Raw genomic sequence first — 16789 nt, 5'->3', positions numbered from 1 at the left:
CCAATAGAAAGCAATATCTCATCTATCAATAGCATTATTTAATTCTATAAAACCCCTATTTTCAGGGATGTCAGTATACAGAAGAAATGATACATTTGTATATGTTAAAATTTTCACTAAAACTATTTACGGTTTTTTTATTTTTTTGTTCAATTGGTTTACATGCACAAGTGAAGGAAAAAACAATGCCTTTATCTCGCTTAGAATCAAATACATACGCAGCACAGGAAAAAATAATCTCTCAAGCATTCCAAGATCTTGATACAAAAAAAGATAGGACAGCTTATATTGTAAGTCATAAAATCTTAAAAAAAACCAGATATAGAAAAATAAAATTACAAGCCTACATAAATCTAGGAGTTTATTTTAATGAACGAAATCTAGGGGATTCAGCATTATTTTACGGAAACAAGACTTTACAAATCATTGGTAAAAGAAATGATTCAATCTTTACACACGGAAAATCATTTGCATATAATATAATAGCACTTTCGTATGCGCACAAAGGCCTATTTGAAGAGGCTAAAAAGTGGCATTTAAAAGGGTTAGAAATCGTCAAAAAATTGAAACCAAAAAGGCAATACTATGTAAAATTACATAATTTGGCAATCATGGACATCAAACTGGGCAATTATGATAATTCAATAAAACTTTTAGAAGCTTGTTTGGAGTATAAAGAAGATCCAGATTTTACGTTTATGATTTATAATAATCTTGCCAATGCATATTCTTCTAAAGATAATTATGAAGTTTCGATGTCTTACTTTAAAAAAGCTCTTGATTTTTTTAAAAATAAAAAAGCTTCGAGAATAAAAGCTGCAATTTTACAAAACATAGGTGCCATATATCATCTTATGGGAGATCATGATAAAGCTATTGAGTATTATTATAAAGCACGCCCTATAGCGGAAGAAACAGAATTTCATAGAGCACTTATTGATATCCTAACTAATATCGGTTTGGTTTATCAAGATAAAAAAATATATAATAAAGCTAAAGAATCTTATGATGAAGCCTTATCTATTTCAAAGGAATTAGGTTTTCTTGACAAACAGATAACAATATACAATAACCTCAAAGAAGTTTCTAAAACTCAGAATAATTATAAAGATGCCTATTCATATCTTAAAAAAGAAATAAAAATCAAAGATTCAATAAGTAAATTACAAAAGAGTAAAGAACTTAATGAACTTGAAGTAAAATTTAACACCCTTCAAAAAGAAAAAGAAATAAAAGTTCTTCAGGTCGAAAATGCAAACCGAGAATTGGATTTAAAAAATCAGGAAGAAGCTATCAAAAATCTCAGATTACAACAAGAGATTGAAAAAAAAGAAACTCACAACAAGATTTTATCTTTTCAGAATGCTTCAGAAAAAAAACTTAACGAAATTACACTACTAAAAAAAGATCAGGAAATTCAAGAATCTAAATTAGCCCGGCAAAAAAGTATTAAAAATAGTATCTTGTACTCTTTTTTAATTCTTCTTATTCCGGTTATTGGTTTATTATTCACATACTATCAAAAACTTCAGACTCAGAATGAATTAAATAAAAAACAGGAAGAGATAAGTGAGCAAAAAATTTCTTCTTTAATTAAAGAGCAAGAGTTAAAACTAATTAAAGCATCTATTAAAGGTCAGGACAAAGAAAGAAAACGAATTGCGTTAGAGCTACACGATAGTATCGGCGGTAATCTTGCTGCTATAAAGCTACAATTAAATAACACTGTGCTTAATGGAAATAAAAAAACAATAACAACTATTAACAATCAATTAGATGACACTTATGAGCAGGTACGTAATTTATCGCATAACCTGATTCCTAAAAAATTTAGTGAAAACAACTTTTGTGATGTCCTTGAAGAGTATTTTAATAATATTGGTGGTACGACTAGTCTAAGTACTTCTTTTGTAGCATACCCAAGAACAGAAATTGATCTTTTGGACGAAACGTTGCAAATCGAAATTTTTAAAATTATTCAGGAACTTATAACTAATACTATTAAACATGCCAAAGCTACTTCTGTAGAACTTCAATTAAATCTAGTAGAAAATATGATAAATGTACTATTCGAAGATAATGGTATAGGTTTTAACGCAAAAAACAAGGCTACCGGACTTGGGTTTGAGAATATAAAAAATCGATTAAAAAAAGTATCAGGCACTTTTCATATAGATTCTAGAATTAATCGAGGTACTATTATAGATATAGAAGTTCCGGCATTAACATCAATTAATAACAAAATGAGTTATAATCATTAGACCAATCCTAGTTTGCCTACCTGATGGCAAATAAGATTAGGATTGCACATAGTGAGTTTTATTTAAACCTAATTACAAAAAAATAAACCAATGAAATATAATTTAATCATAGCAGATGACCATAAAATGTTTTTGGATGGTTTACTAAGCATTCTTAACTCAGAGAAAGAATACAATATTTTATTAACTGCCAAAGATGGTAAACATATTGCAAAATATCTGGAAATTAATCCGGATGAAAAAATCGATCTTATTATCACCGATATTTCTATGCCAGAATTAGATGGTATTTCTCTAAACAAAATTATAAAAGAAAGAAAGAAAAGTATAAGAACTCTAGTGGTTAGTATGCATAATGATGCAGATATGATTGATAATCTTATAGAACATGATGTAGACGGATATGTGCCAAAAAATGCTGAAAAAGAAGAGCTTTTAAAAGCTATAAAGACAATACTTAAGGGAGAGAAATATTTCTCAAAAGATATAAAAGATATTTATTTAGAAAATAAGTTTGCTAAAAAAAAGAAGGAAGATATTAAACTTACTCAAAGAGAAATTGATGTTATTACCCTTATTGCGCAAGAGCATACTACACAGGAAATTGCGGATCAATTGTTTTTGAGTAAACATACTATCGAAAGTTATAGAAAAAATCTTATTGCTAAACTTAATGTTAGAAACTTGGCAGGGTTAACTAAATATGCCTTAAAAATGAAATATATAAAACCTTGATAAGGTGTAATTCTATTCTTATCAATACTAAAATTAAGAGGTATTGAATCTTGATCTGGCTAATTATTTCTTATTACCAAACCCATCCCCTAAACGATAACTAAGTATAATCCCATGTGTATTATTAATGGGAGTATCTCTTAGGGTTTGATTATAATTATACAATACCCGTAAGTGATTAGAAATATAAAATCCTGCAAGAAAATTCATCGAAGAACTCGTTCTGTATCCAGCACCAATCTCAATTTTATTTTTGTAGTTCACTGTAGTATTAATATCTACCTGAATCGGAGCTCCAGAAACATATTTAACCAAAACACTGGGAGTGATTAATACTTCTTTAAAACGTGAAGCAAAACAACGATATCCTGCATACGCATAATATGGTGTCTCTAAATTAATGTTATCCTCAGAAGACAAAGAATCTCCTAATAAATTTGGAGCAGAAACCCCTATATAAACATGCTCTCTATTATACAAAACTCCTACTCCCAAAGTAGGGATAACAGTATTAATATTATTTGCAAAATTAGGATCATTATCAATACCTAATTCTAGCAAGTTTTCATTATAAATCATTGCACCTCCCGTAATCCCAAAAGATAATACGTTGGGATTATACGACCACCATCGTGCCTGGTTATAATTATGGTCAAAAACTATTTTATAAGCATATGCTCCAAATAAGCTTGTTGTTGTAGTTACTCCTACCTGGTCACTATAAACTCCTGCTCCTAATCCCATATTTTTTGAACGCAATGGCGAATTGACTGTTAATCCAATATTTCTCGGACTACCATCTAACTGATTTAAATATCCTCTATTGGTGAGAGTAATATCAGAATCGGGATAGAAACCGGCATGGGCCGGATTAATAACTACTGTATTGTAATTATAATTTGCAAAAACCGGCGTTTGCTGCCCAAATATTGGGCATAAAAATCCTTTAGATAGTATTGCAACTATCAATAATATATATACTTTTTTCATAAATTAACGCTTTAAAACAAGGAAACCAGTTTGCTTTTTTAAATTATGAGAACCCTCTATTTTGATATTGAAGAAATACGTCCCCTCGGGTAATTTATCTCCTCCCAAACTTCTCTTTCGATTGGCAATTCCTCTAAAAACTCTTGAAGTATTATTATATCCTTCAACTTCAAAAACTATATCTCCCCATCGATTATATATCGATACTTTATTATTTGGGTAATTTTCAATGTTATGAATCTCCCAATATTCATTGATCCCATCACCATCTGGTGAAAAACCATATCGTGTTTGATCTTCTTCTTGTGCCTCTACATAGACGGTAACTGTATCTTCTTCAATACATCCTTGATCACTGGTAAAAAGAACAGTATAGGTTGTTGTTTGATCAGGGTTTGCTATTGGGTTAGCAATATTAGTATTAGTAAGACCTATTGAGGGTGTCCAAACAAATGTTCCGTTACCAGAAGCAGTCGCATTTAATTGCACCTCCTGCCCTTGTATAATCTCTTCATCATCACCTGCTTCTATAGTACATATTATAAGGTCGTCGTTATCCTCTATAACAACATCTTGCGTTGTAGTTGTTCCCAGGGTAATACCTGTAGATGGATTGCTAATTGTTAATGTTGCCGTTTCTGTGCCTTCTACAAGAGCATCATCAACAATAGTAAAAGTCACTATACCTGTGGTCACCCCATCAGGAATAGTAATCGTACTATTACTTAAGGTAAAATCTGAAGGTGTAATTTCTGCTCCTGCAGCAGCGATATCAATAGTTTGATCACCTACAACAGCTATCGAAGAAGTAGCTGTGGCTGTTATTACTGTCCCTGCAGCCTCTGTACCTGCATTTGCTGAAACTGAAAGATTCACTGTAGGGATAGGTGCTGAATCATTATCTATAATAACAATATTTTGTGTTGTAGTCCTTCCTAGAGCAATACCTATAGATGGATTGCTAATTGTTACTATTGCTGTTTCTGTGCCTTCTACAAGAGCATCATCAACAATAGTAAAAGTCACTATACCTGTGGTCATCCCATCAGGAATAGTAATCGTACTATTACTTAAGGTAAAATCTGAAGGTGTAATTTCTGCTCCTGCAGCAGCGATATCAATAGTTTGATCACCTACAACAGCTATCGAAGAAGTAGCTGTGGCTGTTATTACTGTCCCTGCAGCCTCTGTACCTGCATTTGCTGAAACTGAAAGATTCACTGTAGGGATAGGTGCTGAATCATTATCTATAATAACAATATTTTGTGTTGTAGTCCTTCCTAGAGCAATACCTATAGATGGATTACTAATTGTTAATGTTGCCGTTTCTGTGCCTTCTATATCAATATCATCAACAATAGTAAAAGTCACTATACCTGTGGTCATCCCATCAGGAATAGTAATCGTACTATTACTTAAGGTAAAATCTGAAGGTGTAATTCCTGTTCCTGTGACAGCAATATCAATAGTTTGAGCACCTACAACAGCCATCGAAGAAGTAGCTCTAACTGTTATTATTGTCTCATCTGCTTCTGTACCTGTATTTGACGAAGCTGAAAGATTTACAGTAGGAGTAGATTCTGAATCATTATCTGTAATAACAACATTTTGCGTCGTAGTCCTTCCTAGAGTGATACCTGTAGATGGATTGCTAATCGTTACTATTGCTGTTTCTATGCCTTCCATAACAGTATCATCAACAATAGTAAAAGTCACTGCACCCATAGTCATCCCATCAGGAATAGTAATGGTAGTAGTACTTAAGGTAAAATCTGAAGATGTAATTTCTACTCCTGTAACACCAATATCAATAGTTTGATCACCTACAACAGCCATCGAAGAAGTAGCTCTAACTGTTATTATTGTCTCATCTGCTTCTGTACCTGTATTTGACGAAACTGAAAGGTTCACTGTAGGAGTAAGAGTAGGAGTTCTTACATCAAAACTACATTGGGTTTCTTTCCCACTATTATCGGTTACCGTTATGGTAACTGTTGTATCTGCTGTAAATAAGGTTCCTGCAATAGGGTCTTGCGTAATCTCTAGATTGGTATCACAATCATCGGTAGCATCAACATCACCTGTATAATCAGGTAACGGAGATCCTGAACTTAGTGTTTGATTACCAGGACAAGTTCTAATATTTGGTGCATCAATGTCAGGAATATTCTGACCAAAAATAACAAATATGGTTGGAGCGGGAGCATCTATATCAAAACGAAATGTTACATCATTTGTTCCTATGATAATATCATCTATGTCGTCGTTATTCACATCACCAGCATGGCTTACCGAAATATTTCTTCTGCTTCCTAAATCTAATCTAATAGGCAATACTGAAACCGAAGGAGAAGTTAATGTTATTGTAGATTCCCAATTGTTTTTTCCATAAAGCAAAGAAACTGAATTTCTTTGGCTTAAGATAGCATCATCTATTCCATCATTATTAAAATCTCCGGCATATTCACAATTTGTTATTGAACTTCCATCAAAAGAAAACCCATTAGTCCCGTCTAAAAGTGCGAGATCTACAACAGCAGGGAATCCAACACTTCCAAATAGCACGTATTGACCACTAAAAGTCATATCATTGAAGCTGTCTCCATTTATATCTCCTATGCTTCCTACTAATCCTGACAATCTTTCAGAACTGTGTTCAACAGCAAAACCGTTAGCTCCATCTAAACTCGAAACATTTAGTGTTACTGGGAAAGGGCTATCACTTCCAAATACAACAAATTTTCTATCCTTTCTCCCTCCAATAATAACATCATTTATATTATCGCCATTTACATCTCCCAAACCAGAAACATGATAACCTATTTTACCTGCTGTTACGTTATCTCCTACAATAGTAAAGCCATTACGTCCATTTATCTCATTTACTCGAATGACTGGAGGAAATGCAGATCTGGTACCATAAAGAATATGACACTTCCCTGTTAAGGCACTACCACTTCCTGAACCTTCTAACAAAGCTATGTCATCGATGTTATCCCCATTAAAATCTCCTATATTGTCCAGGGCATAACCAGGTCTTTCAAAAGGGTCAACTCCAATAATGGTAAAACCGTTATTTCCATCTAAAGTAGAAATTAAAAACTCTCTTAAAAAACCTGATCTTCTACCAAAAATGATGTATGTATACCCTAACTCTGATCCCAAAGCCGTTTTTCTAAATGGATCACTCACCATAATATCATCGACACCATCTCCATTTACATCTCCCGCACTACTCACCGAAGCACCCGTAGCAGGTTGGCTTGTAAATGGTGTGTCATTCCTAATTACAAAACCATTAGTACCATCTAAAAGAGCTAAATCAATATTTGGAGGAAAACCAGAATTTGTTCCAAATACTACATATGCAGAACCATCCATTGTCATTCTCTCATTATTATAGGGACCATCAAAAGCTGTATCTGTACCCGTCGCTCCAATAATAAAATCTTGTATTCCATCACCATTTACATCTCCTGCAGTATCTACATCTAGGTTTTCTCCTCCACCAGCTCGTCCCATTGCCATTTCCCCATATACTACAATACCATTATTCCCATTAAGATCACTAACTGGAAAAGAAGCTGTATTACACTCTATAGTAGATGTTGTTGTTTTAATAGTTACTAAAAAATTACAGGAATTTGTATTTCCTGATTTATCGGTCACAAAGACAGTAACATTGGTATCACTGGTTATTATGGTTCCCTGAGGTGGGTTTTGAGTAAAGGTAAGTTCTCCTTGGTAAGTACAATTATCGTTGGTGTCAATCAGAAACGAAACATAATTTGGTAATACCGAATTAGAATATAATTCTTGATTTGAAGGACAACTTATTGTTGGAAGTTCGGTATCTATAAGATCAAAAGTTTCTCCATAAAAAACATAGGCTCTTCCGTTAGTAGTTGCACTAGTATACCTCCGAATTGCTCCAACAACAAAATCTGAGGCGCCATCATCATTAAAATCTCCTAAAGTACTTACTGAATAACCAAAACGCTGTCTACTAAACCGAGTATCTTCAAAAACCTGATAACCAATGACTCCATCTATATCATCTGCCTCTATTACCCCTGAATGAGAGTTTGAACCAAAAAGAATGTATGCTCCTCCTTGATGACCGGCTCCTCCACCTGTTGCAGAAACTATAATATCGGTAATTCCATCATTATTTACATCATTCAATCCATCTACAGCATAACCTAAATTGTTATAACCAGAACCAATAAAGGGTTCATATCCTTCATCACCTCTAATAGTTACACTGTTTGTGTTATTTAAATCTGAAATTCTAAACGAAGATGGAAATACATTTTTTCCATACACAACATAGGCTTCTCCAATATCTCTAAGAGTATTAACATCTTTTCTAGGAGCACCTGCTATAAAATCTTTAACTCCATCATTATTGAAGTCCTCTGCTGTACTCACTGAAAAACCTAAAGCTGCACCTTCTTCTTCTCCCAGAATAGAAAATCCATTACTTCCATTTAGTGAAGACAAGTCAATCGAAGCAGAGAAACCAATATTATTTCCATAAATAACACATATTCTACCCGCATCTCGAGTTCCTCCCTCATCATATCTTGGGAAACCTAAGATAATATCATCAAATCCATCACCATTGATATCTCCAGCATCACTTACTTTAGTTTCATAACCCGAATCATTTTGTGTTAAACCTTCTAATACAAAGCCATTCATTCCATTTAATACCGAAACACTCATACTATTAATAGATGAATTTCCAAAAATTACGTAGGAACGTCCAGAATTTCTAAATCCACCATCATATAAAGGTGCGTTAATTACTACATCATCCTTTCCATCATCATTAATATCTCCAGCGTAACTAACAGAATTACCAAATTGAGTTGCAATCACATCAGATTCTATTATAATTCCATTAGTTCCATTAATATTAGATTCGAGATATAATGGTAAAAACCCAGAGTTAGTTCCATAAATAATAATAGCCTTTCCTAAACCTGTAGAAGAAATGACTCCTATTATGATATCATCAAATCCGTCATCGTTAAAATCTCCAGCTCTACTTACTGATCTACCCAATCGATCGTTCTGATTTGTTCCTCTTATTACAAAACCATTAGTGCCGTCCAGAGTTGTTAAATCAAAAGAAGTAAGAGATATACCTGATTCTCCAAATATGACATAAGCTTCACCTACATCTTCTACAACACCATCAACAAATGGGGCTCCTATAATAATATCAGCAATACCATCCCTATTTAAATCCCCTGCATCTTTTACTGAATAACCTAAATCATCTTGTGAATTTAAGCCTTCAATTACCAAACCATTAGTACCATCTAAAATAGATATTGGCACATCGGGGCATCCTTGGCTATAGGACATAAAAACATTTCCTAATACCATTAAACAAAAGGTAAACACCTTTATACTAAACTCTAATTTTCTTGTAAACTGAATCCTACTATTTCTCATTTTTGAAAAAAATTGTTTACCTCAAAACTATATTTTCCCTTAGTATTAAAGTTCACTATAAAAAGGGTTTTACCACATACAAATACCCCCCTGTTTTCAGGGTAAATATTTTCACCAGAAAAGGTGTATTTATCAGCAATTGTATCGCTCATCTTTGTACTGTGATTTTTGGTCTTCAAAACATGTATCAAAAAAACAGATATAAGAAGTCATATATAAAATCACAAAAAAATAAATACTAACCCTTTAAAACTAAAAATTATGATCTGGGGAATCACATTAATTCTATTAAGTATTATAGCAGTACCATCACTATTGTTATCTAAAAAACCAAACGCAAAAGAACTTTTGGAAAAAATCGAACCATATCAAGGTTGGATCGGACTTGTATTTTGTTTCTGGGGAGTATGGGGAATCATCTCGGCAATTTTAAACCTTGGATGGCTTACAACATATCCTATCTGGTGGATCACCTTATTAGCAGGAAACATTATTGAAGCTGTTTTAGGTTTTATGCTCGGTTTTGGTTTAATCAACAAGTTCTTTTTATCTAAAAATGAAGCTGCCAAAGAAAAAGCGAATCAGCTAAGAGAAAAATTAGCCCCAAAACAAGGTAAACTAGGAATTTTAGGAATCATAGTGGGTTGCTGGATGATTGTAGCTTCTTTCTTATTCTTTATGTAATAAGCATATAGAGATAATTAAATTCAAGATTTTTTATCTCTTCTGGTATTATCAAAAAACAAACAACCAAAAAAACAAGTACACCATGATCATATTTGGAACAGGTTCTTCAATCATTCATCCCAAAAAATTAGAAGGAGGAAGTTGCCCATATTGTAATACAGAAAACAATATGTGGATACAAGGATATAGAAAATATTTTCATGTGTTTTGGATACCGTTCTTTCCTATCGGAAAAAAAGTATACTCGGTTTGCGGTCATTGTAAAGGAGCTTTTGAAGAAAGAGAATTTCAGAATCAGCAATTGATACAGAGTTTTAACGATTTTAAAAACAATCAAATAAAAACTCCATGGTATCACTTTACAGGGCTTACAATTCTGGTTGTGCTTATTGCATTACTTACTGTACTGCCTTATTTGGTAAAATAGAAATCACGTAAAATCATATAATTTTTTAAAATGAAAAAACTTGTTTTTATAGTACTCCTCTTAACGGTTACATCGGTTATTTCACAAGAAAATAATGCGACCCTAACTATTGTAGGAGAAGCGAACAAGCAAATAGAAGTTAACAACTATTTTCTTACCATCTCGCTAAAACAACTCGTTGCAAATGGATATCAGCAACTTGAACCCAAAAGTTTATCACAGGTTAAACAATTATACAGTGATAAGTTAAAGACTATAGGAGTTGATTTTAGTAAGTTTCAAAAGAATGTTCTTTATCAATTGTATGCATCTTACTCAGAAGTAAATGATATTTCATATTACAGTTATGCAACAACTTCTGAAGAAGAGGTGATCAAAATCACCAAACAGAGGATGAATGGTTTAACAATTATGCAGGTCGAAGCAGTAGCCAAAGAAAAAAGCAATACAGAATGGGCCGCTTTAACACTCACTGCAATTGAAGATGCAAAAGTGAAAGCAAAAAAAACTGCTGATCATCTCAATAAAAAATTGGGGCATATTATAAAAATTGAAAATTCTGATTCCAGAACGCAATACATAAATATGCATAAACCAGAAGAAATTCAAAAACATCTTGTAAAAGTAACTTTTACACTAGAATAATAACGGTGTATATCAATAAATAAACACATAAAATCAAAAAAATGAAAACAAAAATTTTAATCTTAGTTGTTATCCTTGCTTTTGGAAGCAATCTAAATGTTCAAGCTCAAAAATTAAAAAAATTTGGTAGTTCTATCGAAAAAAAGATAGGTCCAAAAACCATAAAAGTGCCTTATACAGATGTTGTATCTTATATGGGGTATGCTGCACCTGGTAATGAAGATGAAGTAAAAGACGGTAAGAAATTCTATTACATTTATGTATGGATTCCTGCTGTTGCTCCAGAAATTGGGGTAAGAATGATGTCTCCTGTAGGGAAAACTAAAATCAAAAAAGCAACACAATCAGCAGCATATACAGAAAATGCAAAATCAACTGATTATTTTGACACCTATATTACTTTAGAGCGTTCAGATATTGTTAGCAAAGATAATATTAATGAAGGTGCGGTAAAAAGCGCTAACTGGGTTACTCTAGAACGTAACGATGATAGCAGCGAAATGCCAAAGCAACCAAGCGGAAGCGGTTATAACTCTCTCTTAAGATATAAAAGTGAAGCAAGTGATCCTCTTAAAGCATTAACTGTTGGATTGTATCGTATCGGTTTTACTACATACAAAACTGGTGAAGTAAAAGGTACTTTCCTTGCAGAGGTTGCCGCTCCTATCAAATTACCAGGAGTAGTAATGGCTAAAACAATCGAAGACTTAAAAAAAGGGCTATAAAACGTAAATTGGAATAGTAGCACCTACGGTTATTCCTATGTTTTTTGTTTCAAAAAATATGGGAATAACCTCTTTTCTACATGTCTTCTCTCTAAACCACCAATTTTAAGATGCAAGAAAACGATAAACAAAATTCTAAAGAAGAAGAAAAAAATCTTCTTGATGATATCCTGGCTAATGCACTTTCTTCTACAAAAAAATATGAAGAAACAAATGCTGGCCTCGAAACCAAACGATGTAAAAGCTGTGGCGCAGCTAGACCCGAAGACACAGACCTTAAATACTGTGATTTCTGTGGAGACCAATTCTATTAAATAATAATAATAATCCTTTAAAAGTATGTCATTTAATGAAACACAAAATAGATGGGATGGATTCCTTAAGAAAATCGAAGATCGATTCGAGGAGATATTAGAAAAAACAGAAGCTGTATTACCTCTATTATTTAAAGCAACTGATTTTGAAACTACTACATTTCACAATGCCTGGCAAGGAATTTATTCTCAAGCTAATGAACTTATCTGGAAAATAGATAGCACATGGGAAGATAAAGTCGAAGAAGCTTTTGAAGATGCAGGAGCAGAATTTGGCTCTAAAAAATTTATACAAGAAAGAGATAAAGGGTATCTAGCAAAATTTAAACTTGAACAAAAACTAAAATCATACGAAGTGAAAATTTTTGCAGATGCTGCAAAAAAATTACTAAAAGAAGTAAAAGATACTTTATCCAAAGATTTTTGTTGTACCCAATGTCAAGCTAAACTACCGGTAAAAGATAATTTTTTTAGATCGTATTACAGTACTTGTGAATATTGCCAAACGGTAAATACATTCGAACCAGGAACTAAAGCCAGAAATATCGAACATTTTGCTATCCATGCTCTTGGAGAAGAAGCTGCTTTAGAGCATTATTTGCAGTATGAAGAATTTAAGTTTCAAAATTACATACAAGATTCTGAAACGTATAGCAAAGAGGAATTAACACCTCAATATCAAAAATATGTAGAGACCTACTTAAAGAAGAGAATCGAAATCATACCAGATTATAAAGACAGGTATGAAAAAGATCTCAAGGCTAAAACTGCATTCTTAACTAACTATTAGTAATCCTAAAAGAAAAAAAATATGTCAAATTCATTTAGAAGTCAACTTCGTTCGGTAATCGAATGGCAAAATCCTAAACCCGAAACTCTTTTTGAAAAATGGACAGAAAATGGTGACGAGATTAAAAATGCTTCAAAATTGATCGTAGGGCCCGGACAAGGGTGTCTTTTTGTATACGAGGGCAAAGTAGAAGGCGTTTTTGAAGAAGAAGGGCTTTACGATCTCAAAACAGGGAATATTCCTTTTTGGACGACCATCAAGAATATCATGTACACCTTTGAGTCTGCTCATAAAGTAGGTATCTTTTTCTATAGAAAAGCAGAAATGCAAAATATACGCTGGGGAACCCCCTCTCCTATCACCTATAAAGATCCTGTTTACAATTTTCCTGTAGGATTAGGTGCTTTTGGTAATTTTTCTTTCAAAATCACTAAACCAGTTGATTTTTTCACCAACGTTATTGCAGGTGACGACTACTATCCTGTAAAGGCAATACAAAAAGTTATTCTATCCAGAATTACTCAGCCTATCAGTGATTTCCTGGCTAACGCTTCATTTAGTTATGTAGAAATTGATAAACATCGTAATGAAATTGCATCATTCTCTCAGAATTCGAGCGCACAAATCTTTGATGAACTAGGTTTTGAACTCCTTGATTTTAGGATAGAAGGAACCAGTTTTGATGAAGAAACCAAAACAAGAATTGGTCGAATTGCAGATATGAGTGCCGAAGCACAGGCAATGAAAGAACTTGGAGTAAGCTACCAGGATTACCAACAACTCGAGGCCTTAAAAAATATGGCAAAAAATGAAGGCGGTGGTAATATTGGTATGCAAATGGGGGCTGGCCTGGGAATGGGTCAAATGCTGGGAAATATGATGAATAATCAAGGACAGCAGTCTACACCTCAACAAAATACCCCTCCTCAACCTCAATCTCAACCCCAAAACGACGACCCAGTTCAAAAATTAGAAAAACTTAAGAAAATATTTGATGCTGGCCTAATCGACGAACAGGAATACAAACTGAAGAAACAGGAAATATTATCTCAATTCTAAAAACAAAAATCAATCTTTAAAAATTATACCATATGAGTACAGTTAATGAATTATATCAAGACGTTTCAGGAAAACAAAAAGACGAATACAGAGACTACCTAGCGATTATTGATCGCATGGATTGGCACAGCTATGACTACATGACATGGCCATGTGCAGATCTTTCTTTTCAGGACCTTGAAGAAGGCGAAGATTATGATCTGTGGCCATTTAAACCTAACCTAAATGAACCACATTGGGTGGATCTTAATAACCAATTTAAATCTGGTATCAGAAGATACGGATATGTAAATAAATTAGAAATGCCAGAGCAGGTTCGTGAACTTTCTCACGAGGATGCTACCGATATCCTTAATGATATTAAAAACCTAAAAGATAGTGACCTTTCAGAATTTAATGATCAGATTAGTGAATATGGGTTCGCTGATGAAAATCATTTTTTATGGGGGATAGCTTTACTCAACTCTGCCGAAGAAAAAGCATACGACGATGCCGATAATTTTCTAAAAGAGCAAAAAGCTAAACTAGATGCACAGATGGATGCCCATATAGAAGCAGCAGAAGCCGGTGGATTATTAGATCCTATTAATGGCATTGATATGGAAACCTGGGCCGCTGCTAATGCAAAAATAGCTGGAGGTATGGATCTAGAAGAAGTACTTAAAGTTGTAGGAACAGAAAAACCAATCTGGGATGAAGTATCTGCAGAATGGACAGCAAGAATGTCTCAAGACACAACTTTTGCGATTTCTAAGGTATATGGTGATGCTTTTATGAATTCGAACATTGGAAAATTTGCCAATGCAGAAAGCAATCAAGAATCTAAAGCTGACTCTTCTGCGGGTAACAATGATATTTATGAAGATTTCGAGCTTTATATTAAAGTTATGTGTCATCAAAATATGGGAGCGGCTCAAGGAAAAGATGCTGCTTCAATCTTACAAGAATACGGACTTACAGTTACTGATTGGAGTTCTGTAGGTATGCATTGGACTCCAAAAATGGCTACAGATACTCGTATGGCATTAAAAATGGGAGAATTAATGGAAAAATATAATGCAGAATTTGCTTCGGCAAAGGCAGGAGACGATATCGATTTTTAATCCCAATAACATTTTATGTATAGATGGCCTGGGATTCATCTGCAACCCAATTACACTACATTGCAAATTTGATGAAATCAGGTCATCTTGTTTTAAAAAACAAAAAAAAATCATAGAAAAGAACATCAAACAATTCGGAATACATATTAAAAGTAAAGATAGTTATCTATCATTTGCAACCATCAATAACACCAGTTTCCCTGAGTTTAGACACCTTAACAAGATTCCGTCGGTACTACGAGAAAATGATCACATAGAGATTATTGTATATCTTCAAAATTTTGAAAGTGGATCTTTGGTGGCTCAAGCGAGAAAACTAGCATTAGGAGGATTTAATGAAGATGTAAATTTTGGTATAGAGCCTTTAGAAAAAGAAAATATGTATAAACTAACTACTGATACCACAATACCCGATGGTAGTTTCTTGTTTATTTCGATAGGGTGGAATGAAATCTTAGCCGTTTTCCTTGGAGATAGTGAAAAAGAAGTCATTGCTTTCTTTTCTGATACTAATTTAAGGCCGGCATATGCTGCTGTTCCAGACCTAGAAGATACCATTAAAGCCTTTCCTAATTCTCAGGAATTAATAAATCTATTACCAAAATGGAAGGAAATTAAACAATTAGAACGGCAAGAATTAGAATATAAATATGTTGAAGAAGCATGGCAAAAATACCACGGAACTGAAAAAATTTCATTAAAAATAAGATACCTTAAAGATATGCAAATGGCGCTTAACGGTTTTCTTGCTAATCATCCCGAAAGCAATAAATCTGAAGAATGCAGAGAAAGGCAAATCCAAATTGACACCAAGCTTCCTGAGTTAGAAAAAATGATCTAGTATCTCGATAATTTATAAAAGATAGTTTAAAAAAAACTTCAAAACCTATACCTATCATCTTTGTACTGTGAATTTTAGGCTTCAAAACAGGGATCAAAAAAATATAGATATAAAAAATCATTTATAAAATTAAAAAAATAAGTATTAATAACACTTTAAAACTAAAAACCATGATTTTCGGAATCACATTAATTTTATTAAGTATTATAGTAGCAGCACCATCATTATTGCTATCAAAAAAACCAGAGGTAAAAGAATTTTTAGAAAAAATCGAACCGTTGCCAAGCTTGATCAGATTTATAATCGGACTTATGTTCTGTTTCTGGGGTGTATGGGGAGTTATTTCGGCAACTTTAAATCTAGAATGGATAACAACCTATCCTATCCAGTGGATCACCATGTTAGTTGGGAATATTATGGAAGCTCTATTAGGGTTCATGTTAGTTTTTCGCTCAATTAGCAAGTTTTTCTTATTCAAAAATGGAGCTACAAAAGAAAAAGCAAATCAATTAAGAGAAAAATCAGCATCAAAACAACGTAAGTTAGGAGTTTTAGGAATCATTATTGGCTGCTTGCAGATTGTAGCCTCTTTCTTATTCTATATGTAGTAAGAACATAGAAATAGAGAACAAGCAAACCCTCTTTTAGAACCTATAAAATCAAACTATCTTTCTAAAATTGTTTTCAATTTTAGAATCAATTTAATATTTATCGATAGCAATATAATTAAACACAAAAAGGTATTT

14 protein-coding genes are annotated in these 16789 nt (G+C 33.2%); 12 read left to right on the top strand and 2 right to left on the bottom strand.

The genetic code is table 11. The annotated features are described in order from the left end of the window. Positions 1–185: 185 nt before the first annotated feature. Both DK441_RS17360 and DK441_RS17355 read left to right on the top strand, forming a co-directional pair. Entirely contained in the window at positions 186–2261 is a 2076-nt protein-coding gene (locus DK441_RS17360) for a tetratricopeptide repeat protein (protein WP_160112148.1), read from the top strand. A gap of 90 nt (positions 2262–2351) precedes the next feature. Beyond that, positions 2352–2996: a response regulator transcription factor gene (locus tag DK441_RS17355; RefSeq protein WP_025665910.1), complete on the top strand. Its 645-nt coding sequence runs from the start codon at positions 2352–2354 to the stop codon at positions 2994–2996. 63 nt (positions 2997–3059) lie between these two features. On the opposite strand, the gene DK441_RS17350 is transcribed toward DK441_RS17355, so the two are convergent. Both DK441_RS17350 and DK441_RS17345 read right to left on the bottom strand, forming a co-directional pair. Further along, positions 3060–3986 carry a type IX secretion system membrane protein PorP/SprF gene (locus DK441_RS17350; protein ID WP_109851821.1) on the bottom strand — a complete coding sequence of 309 codons (927 nt, stop codon included), beginning with the start codon at positions 3984–3986 and terminating at the stop codon, positions 3060–3062. Positions 3987–3989: 3 nt separating this feature from the next. After that, positions 3990–9452 (bottom strand): gliding motility-associated C-terminal domain-containing protein, encoded by a 5463-nt coding sequence (locus DK441_RS17345; protein ID WP_109851820.1) that lies wholly within the window; start codon positions 9450–9452, stop codon positions 3990–3992. A 261-nt stretch (positions 9453–9713) separates the two neighbouring features. On the opposite strand from DK441_RS17345, the gene DK441_RS17340 reads away from it, so the two are divergent. From DK441_RS17340 to DK441_RS17295, 10 genes are all read left to right on the top strand, one after another. After that, positions 9714–10136: a hypothetical protein gene (locus DK441_RS17340; RefSeq protein ID WP_109851819.1), complete on the top strand. Its 423-nt coding sequence runs from the start codon at positions 9714–9716 to the stop codon at positions 10134–10136. A gap of 85 nt (positions 10137–10221) precedes the next feature. Then, a complete protein-coding gene (locus tag DK441_RS17335) occupies positions 10222–10566 on the top strand; it encodes a zinc-ribbon domain-containing protein (RefSeq protein WP_109851818.1) in 345 nt (114 codons plus the stop codon). A gap of 30 nt (positions 10567–10596) precedes the next feature. Continuing rightward, the gene (locus DK441_RS17330) at positions 10597–11211 is read left to right on the top strand and encodes a hypothetical protein (RefSeq protein ID WP_109851817.1); all 615 of its coding nucleotides are present in this window, start codon (positions 10597–10599) and stop codon (positions 11209–11211) included. 41 nt (positions 11212–11252) lie between these two features. Next, a complete protein-coding gene (locus tag DK441_RS17325) occupies positions 11253–11936 on the top strand; it encodes a Lipl32 family lipoprotein (protein ID WP_109851816.1) in 684 nt (227 codons plus the stop codon). A gap of 110 nt (positions 11937–12046) precedes the next feature. Further along, positions 12047–12250 carry a hypothetical protein gene (locus tag DK441_RS17320; protein ID WP_025666644.1) on the top strand — a complete coding sequence of 68 codons (204 nt, stop codon included), beginning with the start codon at positions 12047–12049 and terminating at the stop codon, positions 12248–12250. Positions 12251–12275: 25 nt separating this feature from the next. Then, positions 12276–13040: a hypothetical protein gene (locus tag DK441_RS17315; protein WP_109851815.1), complete on the top strand. Its 765-nt coding sequence runs from the start codon at positions 12276–12278 to the stop codon at positions 13038–13040. 21 nt (positions 13041–13061) lie between these two features. Continuing rightward, positions 13062–14099 (top strand): SPFH domain-containing protein, encoded by a 1038-nt coding sequence (locus tag DK441_RS17310; protein ID WP_109851814.1) that lies wholly within the window; start codon positions 13062–13064, stop codon positions 14097–14099. A gap of 32 nt (positions 14100–14131) precedes the next feature. Continuing rightward, the gene (locus DK441_RS17305; RefSeq protein WP_109851813.1) at positions 14132–15202 is read left to right on the top strand and encodes a DUF6620 family protein; all 1071 of its coding nucleotides are present in this window, start codon (positions 14132–14134) and stop codon (positions 15200–15202) included. Then, on the top strand, positions 15156–16043 hold the full coding sequence (locus DK441_RS17300) for a hypothetical protein (protein ID WP_109851812.1): 888 nt from the start codon (positions 15156–15158) through the stop codon (positions 16041–16043). Before DK441_RS17305 ends, DK441_RS17300 begins: the two co-directional genes overlap by 47 nt. 170 nt (positions 16044–16213) lie before the next feature. Further along, entirely contained in the window at positions 16214–16651 is a 438-nt protein-coding gene (locus DK441_RS17295; protein ID WP_109851811.1) for a hypothetical protein, read from the top strand. Positions 16652–16789: the final 138 nt, after the last annotated feature.

The sequence above is a fragment of the Aquimarina sp. AU58 genome (genome assembly GCF_900312745.1).
Taxonomy (GTDB): Bacteria; Bacteroidota; Bacteroidia; order Flavobacteriales; family Flavobacteriaceae; genus Aquimarina; species Aquimarina spinulae.
This window is presented reverse-complemented; position numbering and strand designations above follow the sequence as displayed.